Genomic DNA, 14,702 nt, shown 5'->3' with positions numbered 1-14,702 from the left:
TTATTTACTTCACATGACTTGCCAATTCTTTTTGAGCTTTCTCGTTTGACTCAGTCTTTTCTTTCAACCATTTTTCACGAGCTTTTTCATACTCTTCTTTAGTGATTGCTTTTTCACCAACTTCAGTGTACTTCAAGTATCCTGAATTTTCACCTTTAAGGCCGGCTACAGAATATGAAGAGCTAAATGGTAGAACTTTTGAAACATATGAAACGGCTGTTTCTTTAGGAGAAGCCATTACTGGAATTGTCAAAGCATTGTCAGTCAACCAAGCTTGTGCTACCGCGTATTTTTCATAACGTTTTTGAACATCTTGGTTTTCGCTGTTTGCGTCATCAAGTAATTTTCCATAGTCAGCTAAACCAAGTTTGCTTACTACTGATGCATCTGTGTTTTGGTCAATACCAAGGTAAAGACGAGTACTTCCTCCCTTAAGGACGAATTGATCCAAGAAAGTAGAAGGATCTTGATAGTCAGGGTTCCATCCTAGCAATGTATGGATATCCCAGTCTTGTTCTTTAGCTGTTGGAGCGCTAAATGAAATTGGTAAAGCTTCTGCTTGAGTCATTTGTTGTAAGTCTACAACAACATTATCTGAACCCAATACTTTTTCAATTGATTGTTTCAATGATTGAACACGGTTTACAACCGCTGTTGATTCTTGGATAACCAAGGCATCCAAGTGGATTGGGAATTCAACACCTTCAGCTTGCAAGCTTGATTTAGCTTTAGCAAAGACTTCTTTAGCTTTTTCTTCATTGTAAAGTCCATTTTGAGAATCTGCTAGAGACACGTTTGACCAAGTAGAAGAATTTGTCTTAGCCAAGCTATCTTGTACCAATTCACCAAATGTTTTCTTACCAACTTGAAGATTATATGGTGCGAATGTATTACGGATGGCTACTGCAGCTCCATCAGTACCATTTGTTTGAGCCGAATAAGAACTGCGATCTACCGCAAAGTTCAAGGCTTGACGGAATTCCTTGTTCAACAAGGCTTTCTTAGTAGATGTCTTTTGGGCATCACTTGTTTTGGCAGTGTGGTTATAAGTTGTACGACCATAGTTCAAGCTGACAGTTGCAACACCCGCACCTGGTTCGTTAAAGTAAATGTTATCTTTGAAGTCAGCTGCATATTTTTCATATGTCGAACTTGTAGGGAAGATACGAGCTTTGCTATATTGACCATCAGAAAAACCTTTGGCAATTACATCTTGATCCTTACCGTCCCAGAAAGTGAACTTAACGTTCTCAATTTTTACATTTTCTTTATCCCAGTATGCGTCATTTTTAGCCATCTCGATAGATGATTTAGGAGTTACAGATTTTAAGACAAATGGACCGTTATAAAGAATAGAGTTAGCATCTGTTGGGGCACCAAAACCTTCCCCTTTTGAAGTTAAGAATTCTTCATTAATCGGCATCAAAACTCCACTAGTTGTCTTGTCATTCCAGAAAGTTTCTGGCTGGTTCAAGGTATATTCTAGTGTTTGATCATCAAGTGCTTTTACTCCAACGGTTGAAAAATCGCTTGTTTCACCCTTGATATAGGCTTCTAATCCCTTAATAGAAGAGCTAACGATTGAAAGTCCTTTTGATTTTCCATCTACCGCATGTTTCAAACCAGTAACGAAGTCTTTAGCAGTGACAGGAGCGTATTCTTCTCCCTCTGCTGTCACCCATTTAGCATCCTTACGGATTTTATAGGTATAAGTCAAACCATCTTTTGAAACTGTCCATGATTCAGCAATAGAAGGAACCAGGTTACCATATTTATCATTAGCCAACAAACCATCTACAGCATTTGTTGTGACGAATGATGTTGAATCGATATTGCTGACGATATAATCCAAAGTTTCTGGATCTGTTTGATAAACATATTGGTAATCTTTTGCTAGTTTAGCATTATTTGAACTAGTGTTTGAACACGCAGCTAGAACTCCTGACGCTAATAAGGTAGCCCCCGCTACAGCAAGCACTTGACTTTTTTTCATTTCTTTACTCCTCTTATAAAGTATAGGTTATTATCAACTATACCATATATTTCAAGATATTTCAAGAAAAGTAAACGAATTTTCAGAATATTTAGGCTTATTGACACAAAAAATCTGAAAAAGCTATTGACTGAAAATCATTTTCAAGGTATAATAATAAACGTTAAGGCGGTATAGCCAAGTGGTAAGGCACGGCTCTGCAAAAGCTTGATCGTCGGTTCAAATCCGTCTACCGCCTTTCAATACCGAATTTATCGGAATTTATCAAGACAGAAAGCCCAATTTAAAGGGCTTTTTTCTTTTTCCTAGAATAAATACGTATAACTTTAAAAAACTTTTGGGGCAAGGTTGGGGCTGAGTTTTTCGAGGATACTATTCCCTTTTAAAACAACTGAAAAAAGCTTTGTCACTCATGATGACAAAAGCCTCTAATTTACTCTGTTTCTTCTTCTATTTCGACTTCTGTGATCTGGACTTTTACCTTGGTAACACGTCCATTTTTCACTTTATCATTGGTTAGGATAAGCTGTTTGTTTTGGCTGACCAATTCATAGCTGAGTTTCTCAGTCGTTGGAATACTCCCAATTCCTGTCAAATAATAACCAGCGATGGTATCAACGTCATCACTTGCCAGTTCGACATCAAAGTAGTCATTAAAATCATTGAGATTCATTGTACCTTGAACGATATAAGTATCTTCTCCAATTTGATGAACTTCGATTTCAGCCTTATCTGTTTCGTCATCGATTTCCCCAACGATTTCCTCTAAGAGGTCTTCAAGTGTCACCAAACCAGCCATCCCACCGTATTCATCCAGCAAGATTGCCATTTGTCTTTGGGTATTGCGCAGTTCTTTTAACAAGTCATCCACAAAAATAGTTTCAGGAACAAAAAGTGGATCTTGTAAGATTTTCTTCCAAACAATATTGTCAAAACCGTCCACAAAGCCCGCCTTAAGGAGACTCTTGGTGTGAATAATCCCAATCACATTGTCCTTATCCCCATCATAGACAGGGATACGAGAATAATTTTGTTTTAAAATACTTTGGATAATGGCTTGACTATCATCCTGAATATCCACCATAAAGGCATCCGTTCGAGGAACCATGACCTCTCTGGCCATTAATTCGTCCAGTGAAAAAATCCCTTGTAACATTTCAATTTCGTCAGCATCTAGTGTTTCTTCACTATTTGTCAGCATGTACTCAATTTCATCACGGGTCATTTTTTCATCAGCATCGTCAAAGGTCATCGGAGTCAAGCGACTCAAGAGATTTGTAGATGCAGATAAGAGCCAAACAAAGGGACTAACTAGTTTCCCCAATCCAATAATAACTGGCGCTGTACGAATCGCCAAGGCATCCTTTAGATTAAGAGCGATTCTCTTAGGATACAATTCCCCAAAAACGATGGAAATATAAGTCAAAAATGCTAAAGACAGAAAACTTGCAACGGCATAAGCTGTTTCGCCATTTCCAAGCCAAGATGCAATTTCTCGTCCTAGAGTTTCTACCAAACTCGCCCCTGATAAGATCGTAATCAGGGTAATCCCTACTTGAATGGTTGATAAAAAGTGGTTAGGATTTTCTAATACCTTCAGCAGACGAATATAGCGTCTATCTCCTTCTTCTGCCTTTTGTTCAACCCGCGCACGGTTAAGTGACACCATGGCCATTTCTGTGGCTGAGAAAAAGGCATTTAACACCGTCAAGATAAACAATAAAACAAATTGTAGCAACAAATTCTGACTACTTGGGTCTTCCATAGTTCTTCTCCTAAAATAGTATCTTACCCTCTATTATATCACAAAAATTAGCTCAGTACATATTATTTTTTCTCAGTGTCTATTCTAGTTCTACTTAAATTGTCCAAAAAAGAACTCCTACATCTTCAAGTGACATAGGAGTTTATTTTGTATTTTACTGAGTAACAGTCACTTCTCCAGTTCGGTAATCCAGTCGAAGCCCTTTTTGAACATTGGGAACTAGGACATTAAATTCCAATTCTCCGTCTGAAGACTTGGCTTCAATCTGTGAAGCTGAAGGAACTAAATCCTCGTTTGAAGCGTAGTAAAGGGTTACACGGTAACGGACACGCTTGTTTTTATCCAAGGCCTTACGTACCATGCTTTCATAGTAGTTTTGACCAGTCGAATCCTCGGCTTGCGCCTGATTTGCCCAGGCTGTTTGAACAGCAATGTTTTTAGGATTGCTAGTCGAGGCATCAAAACCATCCAAGCCACCGATTAAGGCATAGCCTAACAAGTGACCTCTATCGACCGCATGGGTATAAGTACCCTTTAGATTCTTAACCTGATGCCAGCCTGGAGGAGTCCATGAAGTCGAACCATTCCCAGTTTCTTCACGATTCTTGTACTGACGAGTAGCCTTAGACAAGAGCGCATTAGCTACGGTTGGTACCGTTTCCTTACCCACTGTCTTTGTTTTATTGTCAGCGTAGGGCTTACTTGAAACCTTGGCATCTAGATTTGTTTTATTGCCATTGACGATAAAAGCACCTGAGCCATTCCACTCCAGACTCCCTTTTATTTGACTCTTGACTGCGTCTGTTAAGACACTCTCTGCCAATTCTTGACTAGGAGCTTCAGACGCTTGTTTTTTCTGACTAAGCTTGGTTTTGGGACTATTAGCTGTCGACTGCATCTGCTTGATATAGTAGCTCCCTGCAGATAAAAGCAATAACACTAGCAGTCCGATTAGTGTCTGTCTTGTTTTTTTGTTCATATTTCTCCTTATTCTTTATAAAAAGGCTGGTCTCCCAGCCTAATTTCCTGTAAATTTATGAATCAATTCCTGCCATTTTGCTGGAGACAGGATAGCCCATGGATCTTGACCCTTGCCCAAGATTCCATAACCCACCATTAGACCGATTCCTAGGGCTAGAACGCCTAAAATCAGTACCAGAATGACTAAAAGTAAACGTTTGACTACGTAGCCTGATTTCTTATTCATCTTCATCACTTGCCTCAATCCGCTGAATCTTAGCACCTAGCTGCGCCAACTTCTCATGGAAACGGTAGTAACCTCTATCCAAGTGAACCAATTTACCAACTACAGTTTCTCCTTGCGCTACCAAACCTGTCAAAATCAAGGCTGCGCTGGCACGAAGGTCAGTTGAAAGAACTTCTGCCCCCTGCAAAGCTTGTCCACCAACAATACGAGCTGTATCACGGATAATCTCCGAGTGCAAGCCCATGCGGCGCATTTCTTCTAGATGTTGGAAACGATTTTCGAAAACTGTCTCCACCATAGTTGATTCGCCTTTTGCGACAGTCATCAAGGCTGTAAATTGAGCCTGCATATCTGTTGGAAATCCTGGGTGGGGCAGGGTTTTCACATGAACAGCTTTTAGATTTTCTAGTTGAGAACGAACTCGAATTCCTTCAGTTTCCTCTGTCACTTCCACTCCCATTTCAAGCAATTTGGCAATCAAGGGACGGTTGTGCTCCCAGACAGCGTCTCGAATCAAGACATCACCACCAGTCATGGCAGCAGCTACCATAAAGGTTCCTGCTTCGATACGATCTTGCACTACATTGTGAGTCGTACCATGAAGTTTCTCAACACCGGTAATGGTAATGGTCTCTGTACCAGCACCCTTAACCTTAGCTCCCATTTCATTGAGGAGAATGGCTAGGTCAACAATCTCAGGCTCACGCGCAGCATTTTCAATCACTGTCACCCCATCAGCTAGAGTCGCTGCCATCATCAAGTTCTGCGTAGCACCAACACTTGGGAAGTCCATGTAGATATGAGCTCCATGTAAGCGATCAGCCTTGGCTTCGATATAACCAGCTATCTGACTAATCTTAGCCCCCATAGCTTCTAGACCTTTCAAATGAAGATCAATAGGACGGCTACCAATCGTACAACCACCTGGCATGGATACCTTGGCATGACCTACACGGGCAAGAATTGGTCCCAAGACAACGATAGATGCACGCATCTTGCTGACATACTTGTAAGGAGCTTCCTCAGTGATATCGCCAGTCGCGTCCACCTCAACAAGATGGGCTTCTTCATTAAAATCCACCTTGGCATTCAAACCACGAACCACCTGATTCATAGTGAAAACATCTGACAAAATCGGAACATTCTGCAAGACGGTCTTTCCTTCACTTGCTAGAATAGTCGCTGCCAACAAGGGCAAGACTGCATTCTTTGCTCCTTCGATCGTAACACTTCCTACCAGACGATTATCGCCACCTTGAACCACAATTTTTTCCATACTTATTTCCTTTACTCTTGATTTTGTAATAGACTTACTTTCTTTGTAATTCTATTAACTAATTTATTAATAATCCAAGCTAAAATTAGACTAAGGACCAGCACAAAAAATGTAAATATCACATCATTTATTCTGGATGACACAAGTGTTTTTCCTAGCATAGAAATAACTAATCCATGTATCATATATAATTCAAATGATATACTACCTATTAAAATCAAATATATATTTGAAAAATTTATTTTTTTCAAAAAAACAATAATAAAGTAGATTGTAAAAATAATATTATCTAAATTAGCAGCTAACGCGTAACTATAACTATCTTCTAAATGTACATACCTCAGCAAAATATCGTATTGATGTGAAATAAAGAGTAACACAGTTACTAAAACAAGTATGATAAAATAATGTCTATCTAAAACTCTATCAATTTTCTCTTGATTCTTAGCCCATATTAAGCCAACAACAAAGGGGAAAACACTATTATACCACCAAAAACCGTAACCTAATTTTATAGCTAAACCAATATAACCAATTATGAATACTGTATTGATAACAATACAAATAAACTTATTTTTGAAAAACTTAAATGATATATAAAAAAATATATACATTAAAATTATAATATCGACAAACCATCCATTATAAATAATTGTACTTCCTTTTTTAAATAAATTAGCAAAAAAATCTAAATCCATTAATTGACCGTTTACAAATCTGTAAAACATATAAATCAAAGATATAGAAAAAAATGGAACTAGAATTCTAGAAAGTCTCTTAACTAAAAAATTATCTAGATAGTTCTTCTTATTTTCGTTCTGAAAATACAATCCATAGGCTGATAAAAAGAAGAAAATAGAAACGATATAAGTTCCCATATAGGAAAAATTAGAAAATTCATCACCAGATGTAATCCATTGTGACAAATGATGAAATATTATTCCTATAGCTAGAAACCCTCTAAGCCCCAATGTAGATTTAACATTTAGATATTCCTTATTTTGAGGTAACAAATAAATTAATAGCGTTATCAATAATAAGATTACAATATCCATGAATTCTATCTCTCCCTATAAGTTTAATAATATCTTGAAAGCAATTTCTTAAACACGCAAATTATAATAATCCTCTAAGCGCTTCTTGCCACAACTGATATAGGCTGATAAAGAAAGAACTCATGATATAGCCCATTACAATACTGAAAAAAGCTACTAGTAAACGAACTTTTCCTGTATTCTCAGCTGTTACTTTTAAAACCTTTTCCCATCTAACAAGATCCTTTAAAAGGTAAAAACTCACATAAATAAAGAGCATGTGACTGCTTAGAGTGAATAATAATTGAACCATTTGACTATTATACCATCTTCTCTGTTTGTGCGCTAGTTTGGAAACTTCACTTAAAATCTAAGGATTGTTTTTCAAGTAATCAATTGCATCTTGTAGGGTTTTAACTGGCACGATTTTCATATCTGTCTTAATTGTTTTGGCTGCTTCCAGGGCTGTTTGGTAGTTGTTTTTCGCGTCCGGATGCGCCTTTTGTTCTTCTTCGCTAACAGGGTTATCAGGGGCAAAGAAAATCGCGGCACCTTCTCTAGCCGAAGCTACAACTTTTTTATCAATACCTCCAATATCCCCCACATTACCATCACGGTCAATGGTACCTGTGCCGGCAACAATACGACCATTACGAAGACCTGGGTCAGCTATTTGGGTATAGATGGCCAGACTAAACATGAGACCTGCACTTGGACCGCCAATACCAGCTGTTGAAAAGCGAATTGGAACATCACTGGTTACTTCCGTACGGTCAATCAAACCGATTCCAATCCCATTTTTGCCATTTTCCAAGGTGATAATCTTACCTTCTGCAGACTTGGTTTGCCCATCCTCTTCATAGGTAACCTTGACGGAGTCCCCTAATTTTTGAGAATTGACGTAATCAATCAAGTCTTTGGAACTGTCGAAGGTCTGATCATTGACTGCTGTGACTGTATCAGAGATGTTAAGAATCCCTTTAAAAGTCGAATTATCTGTCACAGTTAAGACATAAACCCCAAGGTATTTGAGTTCGATATCTTTACCAGCTGTTTTTAGTCCTTGATACTTGGCCATATTTTGCGATGTCTGCATGTAGAATTGATTAATTCGCATAAATTCAACATCGGAAGAACCACCTGTAGTCTCCTGGGCACTACGAATATCTGTAAAAGGCGTCAACCAAGCATAAACCATATGAGCTAAAGTTGCGTGTTGGACACCAACTGTAACGAATTGATAGGCACCAGCTTCCTTATCTTCTGTGTCATTTACTTTAAGGACTTGGCGAATATCTTCTGAACCACCTGGAACCTCTATATAGTAGGGCAAGGGCACTACAAATGCCAAGAAAGTCACAATCAAGGCCGCAATGACGTATAAGGGCCATCTAATCTTTTTTTTCATTTCTTATTTCCTCCAAAATACTCTCGGGAACATAGCAGGCAATATCCTGACCAAACTTCAAAAGCTCTCTAACGCCTGATGAACTGATATAGAGATGTTCAGGTCGGCTATGTAAATAAATGGTCTCTATATCAGGAGACAGTTGATGGTTGTAGTAATCAAAACTGGCTTCATATTGCAAATCCGACGCATTTCTCAAACCACGCACTAGACAAGTAGCCCCCTGTCTTTTTGCTACATCAACCACCAATTCATCATGAGAAGACACGACTTCAACATTTTCCAAATGCTTCAAAGCCTTTTCTAGTCCCCGTTTACGATTTTCAAGAGGGAGAAATCCTTGTTTGTGGGGATTAAAAAAAATACCGACATAGAGCTTATCAAAAAGTTTGCTCGCCCGTTCAATCATATCCAGATGCCCATTTGTCATCGGATCAAACGAGCCTGTGAATAAGCCAATCTTATCTGACATAGACTGTCACCTTACTAATTCCATAAATCTTTTCCTTCCAGATGCCAAGACAGGCAATTTCTTCTGGAAGTTCAACGGCCTTATCCGTCTCACACACGACCATGACATCTTCAGAAAAAAGCTCTCTCTCAGCCATTTTTTCAATATCTGCTACGATTTGTTCCTTGGCATAAGGAGGGTCTAAGAAAATGAGGTCAAATCCCCCAGATACCTGTTCCAATGCCCTTTCTGCATCCATCTTGAGGAGTTGAAATTTTCCAACTTCCTTGGTCATCTGAATATTTTCAGCCACGATAGCCTGAGCCTTACGGTCTCGCTCCACCAAAACAGCGCTGGACATGCCACGCGATACTGCCTCGATAGATAAACCACCACTACCTGCATACAGGTCCAAGACTCGTCCCCCTTCAAAGTAGGGACCAATCATGTTAAAAATAGCTCCCCTAACCTTATCCGAAGTTGGTCTTGTCGTCTTGCCTTCTAGTGTCTTGAGGGGACGTCCCCCATAGATTCCTGATACGATTTTCATACCGTTTATTATACCAAATTATAGGCGAAAAGAGAAAGAAAACCGAACCTTGCGGTTCGATTCTCTACAAAATATTTTCGTAAGTATCGCGGACTTCTTGAGGCCAAACACTTGTTTGCACTTCTCCGATATGTTTTTTACGAAGTAAGAACATAGCCATCCGAGATTGTCCAATTCCTCCACCGATTGTCAATGGGAATAGGCCATTCAACAAAGCCTTGTGCCATTCCAATTCTAAACGGTCTTCATCACCGGTGATTTCTACCTGACGTCTAAGAGTTTCTTCATCGACACGGATTCCCATAGAAGACAACTCAAAGGCTCCACCCAGAGACTCATTCCAAACAAGAATATCGCCATTCAGACCCTTGTAGCCATTCTCAGACTCGCTTGTCCAGTCATCATAGTCTGGTGCACGTCCATCGTGCGGTTTACCATCTGGCAACTCGCCACCGATACCAATCAAAAAGACGGCTCCAAATTCTTTACAGATAGCATTTTCACGCTCTTTTGGTGTCAAGTCTGGGTAGCGTTCTACCAACTCCTCTGTATGGATAAAGGTGATTTGTTTTGGCAAGATTGATTCGATGTCATAGCGGGCTTCAACAGCTAGCTCAGTCAGGCGAATAGCCTTGTAAATCTTCTCAACTGTTTCTTTTAGATAAGCGATGTTACGCTTACCATTTGGGATAACCTTCTCCCAGTCCCACTGGTCAACATAAACAGAGTGGGTCGCATCCAGCGAATCTTCGTCTGGACGAAGGGCCTTCATGTGGACGAAAAGACCTTCACCCTCACCGAAACCAAAACGAGCCAAAGTATGGCGTTTCCATTTAGCAAGGGAGTGCACCACTTCATAAGTAGCATCAGGGATTTGGAGAACCTTAACCGATACGGCATTCTCAACACCTGATAAGTTGTCCTGCATCCCGTCGCCAACCCTACTCAAGATAGGGCCTTGAACTTCGACAACTTCTAACTTATCTTTCAAATACTGGGTAAAAGTGTTTTTAACAAAGGAAATTTCTTCTTGTTGGTGGATAAAACTTTTCTTCATAGGCTACTCCTCAAAAATTTAATAAACGTATTATACACCTATTTCCAAGAAAAGAAAAGAGAAAATTTAAAAAAATCAGTGTCACTCAAAACACTGATTTCATAGCCCCTTTAGTCATTACGACCGAAGATACGTAAAATACTTAGGAAGAGATTGATAAAATCAAGATAGATACTGAGAGCCATTGACACAACCCAACCTGTCGCTACACGACCTTGTGATTGCTCATAAGCAAGGCGAATCTTTTGGTTATCCCAAGCAATCAACCCTGAGAAAACCAAAACCATGGCTACGCTAATCATATAATCAAAGAAGCCACTAGCCAAGAAAATATTGACTACCATAGCAATAATCAAACCGATAAGAGCCGCCATCATTGCTCGACCAATCCCACTCAAGTCTTTCTTGGTGAAGATACCAACTGCCGCCATGACAAAGAAGAGAAGGGCGCTCGATACAAAGGCAGATAAAACTGTACCCGGAGTATAGAAGGCTACCACAAAACTAAGGGTAAAGCCGTTTAAAACGGAGTAAAGTAAAAATACTGGAAGAGCAGCTGGACTATTTCTCGAAGCCATACTACTGGCAACGAAAACCAAGGCCAACTCCGCAAAAGTAGCAATGGTCAACCAGAGACGCCCCTGCATCAAAAAGTAAACCAACTGAGACTGAAAGGCCGTCAACATAAGGCCTGATACCAAAGCAGATAGGCCGATTCCCAGACCAACAAAGGCATAAACCTTAGCGTAAAATTGATTGAGACCTACACGGTCATGTATAATAGTGTGATTCATCCTTTTCCCCTTTTCTATGAACATCTTTCCTTGATTATAACAAAAAAAGTTAAAATTAGCTTAAATGGAAGATTAAAATACCGGCTGCAACCGCAACATTGAGACTCTCTGCCTGCCCCTTCATGCTAATGTGGACCAACTGATTTGCACTTTCAGCCATGAGGGGACTAATTCCTTGCCCCTCATTTCCCATGACTAGTACAAAATTTTCTATAGGAGGCAGTTCTCTGTAATCAACAGAATCTTTAGATAGGGTTGTTGCCAGCACTGGGATAGCTGCCTCCTTAGCTTCCTCGAGAAGCCTTTGACTAGACATTCGGTAAATGGGCAGATGGAAATGACTTCCTTGCATGGAACGTAGGGTCTTGAGACTGTAGATATCTGCCGATTTATCTGAAACAATCACTCCAGTAAAACCTGCGGCATCCGCAGTCCGAATGATGGTTCCCACATTACCAGGATCTTGCACATCTTCCAAAAACAAGAACTTGCCCTGACTCAAATCAGCTTGTCCTACTTCTTCTTTTTGAACCACCGCAACAATGCCCTGTGGAGTCTGAGAATCCGCCAAATCTAGCAAAATATCCTCTGACACCCAGACAGTTTGCGGAAAAGTAGCTAACTGATCTCGGTAATTTTCTAGGGCAAAGATTTTCTCAATCGTCACTCCAGCTTGAACAGCTTCTTCAAACAAGTGCCAACCTTCAATCAAATAGGCAGACTTGCGGTATTTTTTTTGGTGTAATTTCTTGGCATTTTTTACCACAGAATTGGCTTTTGAGGTTATAATAGTCATAGAAATATTATAACACAATCAAAGGGGGTTGGTATGCAAAAGGTTAGAATGATTGCCCAAGGTAGGGTACAGGGAGTCGGCTTTCGTTGGGGTGTTTACAGCTTGGCACTTGAAATTGGTGGCATCACAGGTCGGGTATGGAATAACGACGATGGCACAGTGGAAATCTTAGCCCAAGCAGACTCATCTGCTATCATGGCAAAATTTATCCAAGAAATCCGAAAAGGACCCACACCTTTTTCAAAAGTCAGCTACTTAGATGTCCAACTGAGCAACTTTCCTCCCTACCCTGACTTTAAAATCGCAAATTAGGTCTCTAGAACTATTGTATATTTTGTAAAAAAACAGTAGAATAGAAAGGTATAATTTTTAAAGAAGGAATAAAAACAGTGAAATCTATTAAACGTTTTGCACTCTCGGCTATGGGAGTGGCTATGTTGCTTGTTTTGACTGGCTGTGTTAGCGTCGATAAAGCAACAGGACAACCTACAGGATTGATTTGGAATACTATCGGAGCGCCTATGGCTGAAGCTATCAAGTACTTCGCTACTGATAAAGGTCTAGGCTTTGGTGTCGCTATCATTATCGTAACCATTATCGTACGCTTGATTATCTTGCCACTTGGTATCTACCAATCATGGAAGGCAACGCTTCACTCTGAAAAGATGAACGCCCTCAAGCACGTCCTTGAACCACACCAAACACGTCTCAAAGAAGCAACTACTCAAGAAGAAAAACTAGAAGCTCAACAAGCCCTCTTTGCCGCTCAAAAAGAGCACGGCATCAGCATGTTTGGTGGTGTAGGATGCTTCCCTATCCTCCTTCAAATGCCTTTCTTCTCTGCAATCTACTTTGCTGCCCAACATACTGAGGGGGTTGCTCAAGCAAGCTACCTAGGCATTCCTCTAGGTTCTCCAAGTATGATTTTGGCTGCCTGCGCTGGTGTCCTTTACTATCTTCAATCGCTCCTTTCACTTCACGGAGTAGAAGATGAAACGCAAAGAGATCAAATCAAGAAAATGGCTTACGTGAGCCCAGTCATGATCGTCGGCTTCTCCCTCATCTCACCAGCCAGTGTCACACTTTACTGGGTTGTCGGTGGTTTCATGATGATTCTCCAACAGTTTATCGTCAACTATATCGTTCGTCCAAAACTTCGCAAAAAAGTCCGTGAAGAACTAGCCAAGAACCCACCAAAAGCACGTGCTTTCTCTACACCAAGTGGACGAAAAGACGTTACCCCTGAACAACCAACTGCTATCACAAGCAAGAAAAAACACAAAAATCGCAACGCTGGAAAACAACGTTCGAGATAAGAAGAAAAAGGCTTAGCTAGTTTGCTAAGTCTTTTTTGCAAGTCATACTCTTCGAAAATCTCTTCAAACCACGTCAGCTTCGCCTTGCCGTACTCAAGTACAGCCTGCGGCTAGCTTCCTAGTTTGCTCTTTGATTTTCATTGAGTATCAAAAGCCCGATGTTTCCATCAGGCTTCTTTATTATCCATGTACACGTTTCATATAGTCTTGATAACTTTCCGTATCCATGAGTTTCTTGGCATTCTTAACACGGTCTGCTGTTGGTGGTTTGACTCCTTCGAGTGAGTATGGGATTCCCAATTCACGCCATTTGAACTCACCCATGGTGTGATAAGGTAGAATTTCAAACTTATCAACATTTTTGAGGGTCTTGACGAACTTCCCAAGTTCAATCAGGTCATCATCTCTGTCTGTCAATCCTGGAACTAGCACGTGGCGAATCCAGACAGGTTTTCCAATATCTGATAGATACTGGGCACAGGCCAGGATGTTTTTATTGGTTTGGCTAGTAACAATCTTATGCTGTTCTTCGTTGATTTCCTTGATATCCAAGAGAACCAAGTCAGTGACAGCCATGAGCTTGTCAAACTTTTCAAGGTAACGTGGTTTATTACGGAATGGAAGGGCACAGGTATCCAAGGTACAGTGGATTCCTTGTTCTTTAGCCTTGGTGAAGAGGGCAATCAAGAAATCAATCTGCAAGAGGGCTTCTCCCCCACTGACTGTAATACCACCCTTATTTCCCCAGAAACCGCGGTAGCGCAAAGCCTCTGCCAAGACATCATCTACTGTCCGTTCACGTGATTTATTGGACTCCATAGCCCATGTGTCTGGATTGTGGCAATACTGGCAACGCATGTGACAGCCCTGCAAAAAGACAATAAAGCGAATACCAGGCCCATCTACTGACCCAAAGCTTTCTGTCGAATGCACCATTCCTGTCACTTGTCCATAATCAATTGTTTCTTCAGACATATCGTTACCTTCCTTGAAAACGTTTTATAGTTTTATTATATCATGACTTGAAGGAAAAACAAGATTTTTGCCTATTTTTT

The 14,702-nt window shown here is 40.2% G+C and carries 16 protein-coding genes and 1 tRNA gene; 3 read left to right on the top strand and 14 right to left on the bottom strand.

Translation table 11 applies throughout. The annotated features are described in order from the left end of the window. Nucleotides 1-4: 4 nt before the first annotated feature. Nucleotides 5-1,993: a peptide ABC transporter substrate-binding protein gene (locus K4Z77_RS05935; protein ID WP_224218761.1), complete on the bottom strand. Its 1,989-nt coding sequence runs from the start codon at nucleotides 1,991-1,993 to the stop codon at nucleotides 5-7. A 167-nt stretch (nucleotides 1,994-2,160) separates the two neighbouring features. On the opposite strand from K4Z77_RS05935, the gene K4Z77_RS05930 reads away from it, so the two are divergent. After that, nucleotides 2,161-2,231 (top strand) — tRNA-Cys (locus tag K4Z77_RS05930). Nucleotides 2,232-2,426: 195 nt separating this feature from the next. Here the strand turns inward: K4Z77_RS05930 and K4Z77_RS05925 are convergent. The 12 genes from K4Z77_RS05925 to K4Z77_RS05870 all read right to left on the bottom strand — a co-directional run bounded on the left by K4Z77_RS05925 (nucleotide 2,427) and on the right by K4Z77_RS05870 (nucleotide 12,331). Beyond that, nucleotides 2,427-3,758 carry a hemolysin family protein gene (locus tag K4Z77_RS05925; protein ID WP_224218760.1) on the bottom strand — a complete coding sequence of 444 codons (1,332 nt, stop codon included), beginning with the start codon at nucleotides 3,756-3,758 and terminating at the stop codon, nucleotides 2,427-2,429. 154 nt (nucleotides 3,759-3,912) lie between these two features. After that, a complete protein-coding gene (gene endA / locus K4Z77_RS05920) occupies nucleotides 3,913-4,737 on the bottom strand; it encodes a DNA-entry nuclease EndA (protein WP_224218759.1) in 825 nt (274 codons plus the stop codon). Between the two features lie 39 nt (nucleotides 4,738-4,776). After that, complete coding sequence (locus K4Z77_RS05915) at nucleotides 4,777-4,965, bottom strand: DNA-directed RNA polymerase subunit beta (RefSeq protein WP_049535612.1); 189 nt, start codon at nucleotides 4,963-4,965, stop codon at nucleotides 4,777-4,779. Then, nucleotides 4,958-6,241, bottom strand: a complete 1,284-nt coding sequence (gene murA / locus K4Z77_RS05910; protein WP_224218758.1) for a UDP-N-acetylglucosamine 1-carboxyvinyltransferase — start codon at nucleotides 6,239-6,241, stop codon at nucleotides 4,958-4,960. Before murA ends, K4Z77_RS05915 begins: the two co-directional genes overlap by 8 nt. Nucleotides 6,242-6,252: 11 nt before the next feature. After that, complete coding sequence (locus tag K4Z77_RS05905) at nucleotides 6,253-7,296, bottom strand: acyltransferase family protein (protein ID WP_224218757.1); 1,044 nt, start codon at nucleotides 7,294-7,296, stop codon at nucleotides 6,253-6,255. 61 nt (nucleotides 7,297-7,357) lie between these two features. Continuing rightward, the gene (locus tag K4Z77_RS05900; RefSeq protein ID WP_101782486.1) at nucleotides 7,358-7,588 is read right to left on the bottom strand and encodes a DUF1146 family protein; all 231 of its coding nucleotides are present in this window, start codon (nucleotides 7,586-7,588) and stop codon (nucleotides 7,358-7,360) included. 57 nt (nucleotides 7,589-7,645) lie between these two features. Beyond that, on the bottom strand, nucleotides 7,646-8,683 hold the full coding sequence (locus K4Z77_RS05895) for a SepM family pheromone-processing serine protease (protein ID WP_224218756.1): 1,038 nt from the start codon (nucleotides 8,681-8,683) through the stop codon (nucleotides 7,646-7,648). Beyond that, nucleotides 8,667-9,155: a pantetheine-phosphate adenylyltransferase gene (gene coaD / locus K4Z77_RS05890; RefSeq protein ID WP_224218755.1), complete on the bottom strand. Its 489-nt coding sequence runs from the start codon at nucleotides 9,153-9,155 to the stop codon at nucleotides 8,667-8,669. The genes K4Z77_RS05895 and coaD overlap by 17 nt, the downstream gene beginning before the upstream one ends. After that, the gene (gene rsmD / locus K4Z77_RS05885) at nucleotides 9,145-9,684 is read right to left on the bottom strand and encodes a 16S rRNA (guanine(966)-N(2))-methyltransferase RsmD (RefSeq protein WP_224218754.1); all 540 of its coding nucleotides are present in this window, start codon (nucleotides 9,682-9,684) and stop codon (nucleotides 9,145-9,147) included. Before rsmD ends, coaD begins: the two co-directional genes overlap by 11 nt. 64 nt (nucleotides 9,685-9,748) lie before the next feature. After that, nucleotides 9,749-10,741, bottom strand: a complete 993-nt coding sequence (gene asnA, locus K4Z77_RS05880; protein ID WP_000748005.1) for an aspartate--ammonia ligase — start codon at nucleotides 10,739-10,741, stop codon at nucleotides 9,749-9,751. A gap of 110 nt (nucleotides 10,742-10,851) precedes the next feature. Continuing rightward, nucleotides 10,852-11,535: a Bax inhibitor-1/YccA family protein gene (locus K4Z77_RS05875; RefSeq protein ID WP_224218753.1), complete on the bottom strand. Its 684-nt coding sequence runs from the start codon at nucleotides 11,533-11,535 to the stop codon at nucleotides 10,852-10,854. Nucleotides 11,536-11,590: 55 nt separating this feature from the next. Further along, nucleotides 11,591-12,331, bottom strand: a complete 741-nt coding sequence (locus K4Z77_RS05870) for a TrmH family RNA methyltransferase (protein ID WP_224218752.1) — start codon at nucleotides 12,329-12,331, stop codon at nucleotides 11,591-11,593. Between the two features lie 33 nt (nucleotides 12,332-12,364). On the opposite strand from K4Z77_RS05870, the gene K4Z77_RS05865 reads away from it, so the two are divergent. Then, the gene (locus K4Z77_RS05865) at nucleotides 12,365-12,643 is read left to right on the top strand and encodes an acylphosphatase (protein WP_020903085.1); all 279 of its coding nucleotides are present in this window, start codon (nucleotides 12,365-12,367) and stop codon (nucleotides 12,641-12,643) included. Nucleotides 12,644-12,720: 77 nt separating this feature from the next. Next, nucleotides 12,721-13,647 (top strand): membrane protein insertase YidC, encoded by a 927-nt coding sequence (gene yidC, locus K4Z77_RS05860; RefSeq protein ID WP_224218751.1) that lies wholly within the window; start codon nucleotides 12,721-12,723, stop codon nucleotides 13,645-13,647. 180 nt (nucleotides 13,648-13,827) lie between these two features. On the opposite strand, the gene pflA is transcribed toward yidC, so the two are convergent. Beyond that, entirely contained in the window at nucleotides 13,828-14,622 is a 795-nt protein-coding gene (gene pflA, locus K4Z77_RS05855) for a pyruvate formate-lyase-activating protein (protein ID WP_033683045.1), read from the bottom strand. Nucleotides 14,623-14,702 lie beyond the last annotated feature (80 nt).

Origin of the sequence: Streptococcus mitis subsp. hohhotensis (assembly GCF_020089495.2) — a bacterium.
Classification (GTDB): Bacteria; Bacillota; Bacilli; order Lactobacillales; family Streptococcaceae; genus Streptococcus; species Streptococcus hohhotensis.
This window is presented reverse-complemented; position numbering and strand designations above follow the sequence as displayed.

What these genes read in the sequence shown, in the direction of transcription:
- K4Z77_RS05865 (WP_020903085.1), top strand. Translation starts at nt 12,365, where the DNA reads ATGCAAAAGGTTAGAATGATTGCCCAAGGTAGGGTACAGGGAGTCGGC.
- pflA (WP_033683045.1), bottom strand. Translation starts at nt 14,622, where the DNA reads ATGTCTGAAGAAACAATTGATTATGGACAAGTGACAGGAATGGTGCAT.
- endA (WP_224218759.1), bottom strand. Translation starts at nt 4,737, where the DNA reads ATGAACAAAAAAACAAGACAGACACTAATCGGACTGCTAGTGTTATTG.
- K4Z77_RS05870 (WP_224218752.1), bottom strand. Translation starts at nt 12,331, where the DNA reads ATGACTATTATAACCTCAAAAGCCAATTCTGTGGTAAAAAATGCCAAG.
- K4Z77_RS05875 (WP_224218753.1), bottom strand. Translation starts at nt 11,535, where the DNA reads ATGAATCACACTATTATACATGACCGTGTAGGTCTCAATCAATTTTAC.
- K4Z77_RS05905 (WP_224218757.1), bottom strand. Translation starts at nt 7,296, where the DNA reads ATGGATATTGTAATCTTATTATTGATAACGCTATTAATTTATTTGTTA.
- K4Z77_RS05925 (WP_224218760.1), bottom strand. Translation starts at nt 3,758, where the DNA reads ATGGAAGACCCAAGTAGTCAGAATTTGTTGCTACAATTTGTTTTATTG.
- K4Z77_RS05935 (WP_224218761.1), bottom strand. Translation starts at nt 1,993, where the DNA reads ATGAAAAAAAGTCAAGTGCTTGCTGTAGCGGGGGCTACCTTATTAGCG.
- K4Z77_RS05915 (WP_049535612.1), bottom strand. Translation starts at nt 4,965, where the DNA reads ATGAATAAGAAATCAGGCTACGTAGTCAAACGTTTACTTTTAGTCATT.
- rsmD (WP_224218754.1), bottom strand. Translation starts at nt 9,684, where the DNA reads ATGAAAATCGTATCAGGAATCTATGGGGGACGTCCCCTCAAGACACTA.
- coaD (WP_224218755.1), bottom strand. Translation starts at nt 9,155, where the DNA reads ATGTCAGATAAGATTGGCTTATTCACAGGCTCGTTTGATCCGATGACA.
- K4Z77_RS05895 (WP_224218756.1), bottom strand. Translation starts at nt 8,683, where the DNA reads ATGAAAAAAAAGATTAGATGGCCCTTATACGTCATTGCGGCCTTGATT.
- asnA (WP_000748005.1), bottom strand. Translation starts at nt 10,741, where the DNA reads ATGAAGAAAAGTTTTATCCACCAACAAGAAGAAATTTCCTTTGTTAAA.
- K4Z77_RS05900 (WP_101782486.1), bottom strand. Translation starts at nt 7,588, where the DNA reads ATGGTTCAATTATTATTCACTCTAAGCAGTCACATGCTCTTTATTTAT.
- murA (WP_224218758.1), bottom strand. Translation starts at nt 6,241, where the DNA reads ATGGAAAAAATTGTGGTTCAAGGTGGCGATAATCGTCTGGTAGGAAGT.